1 protein-coding gene is annotated in these 1,013 nt (G+C 65.7%); it reads left to right on the top strand.

Annotated elements, in window-relative coordinates; genetic code table 11:
* Window positions 1-160 precede the first annotated feature (160 nt).
* Window positions 161-1,012 carry an IS3 family transposase gene (locus ACQRC0_RS08755; RefSeq protein WP_304211243.1) on the top strand — a complete coding sequence of 284 codons (852 nt, stop codon included), beginning with the start codon at window positions 161-163 and terminating at the stop codon, window positions 1,010-1,012.
* Window position 1,013 lies beyond the last annotated feature (1 nt).

The raw sequence follows: 1,013 nt of genomic DNA, 5'->3' as shown, positions 1-1,013 counted from the left end.
GGCCCAAGGGCCGGCCGAGCGGTTCCAAGGCGAGGCCGCGCACGCGCGAGCAGGAGCTCGAGGAGCGCTGCCGAAGGCTCGAGACCGAGGTGGCCTACCTAAAAAAATTGCGTGCCCTGGTCGAGAGGGACGGACTCTGACCAGGGCGAAGGTCGAGGCCGTGAGCGCCCTGCGCGAAGAGGGGTACGGGCTGGGGTGCCTGCTGGAGTGCGCCGGCCTGGCGAGGTCGAGCTACTACTACGCGCTGTCGCACCCGAAGGCTCCCACCAGGCCCGAGCTCTGGGAGGCCGCCGCCGAGATATTCTCGCGCACGGCCAACGGGTGCGGCCACAGGCAGATCGCCATGTGCCTGCGCGCCGAGCAGGGCGTGCGCATAGCCTACAAGACCGTGCTGAAGATGATGCGCGAGATGGGCATCAGCTGCGGGATCCGCCGCGAGACCGACTACCACAGGTACAACTCGTACAGGGGCAAGGTCGGAAAGACCTTCGAGAACGTCATCGGGCGCGACTTCGCCGCCGACGGGCCGTGGGAAAAGATGGGCACCGACGTCACCGAGTTCAAACAGCCCTGGGGCAAGGCCTACTTCGCGCCGGTCTACGACTTCGGCAGCAAGGAGATCGTCGCCTGGTCCACGTCGCTGCACCCCAACATGGCTCAGCAGCACGAGCTGCTCGACCAGCTCGTGTCCAAGAAGCCCAAGGGCTCCAGGCCGATCCTGCACTCGGACATGGGCTGGCAGTACCAGCAGGCCGGTTGGTGCAGACGGTTGGAGGAGGCCGGCGTGGTGCAGAGCATGTCCCGGAAGGGCAACTGCATCGACAACGGCGCGACGGAGCAGGTGTTCGGCCACATCAAGGACGAGTTCTTCCGCGGAAGGACGTGGCCGGACTTCGAGTCCTTCAAGGCGGACCTCGACGACTTCGTGGTCCATTGGAACACGAGGAGGCGCCAGGTTAAACTGAAGGGACTGACCCCGGAGGAGTTCCGGAGACAGTCCCTTGCGGCGTAGT

Origin of the sequence: Collinsella sp. SGI.033 (genome assembly GCF_050315135.1) — a bacterium.
In the GTDB taxonomy this organism is placed as follows: domain Bacteria; phylum Actinomycetota; class Coriobacteriia; order Coriobacteriales; family Coriobacteriaceae; genus Collinsella.
The sequence above is the reverse complement of the archived record's forward strand: the minus strand, read 5'-3'. Positions and strand labels throughout refer to the sequence as shown.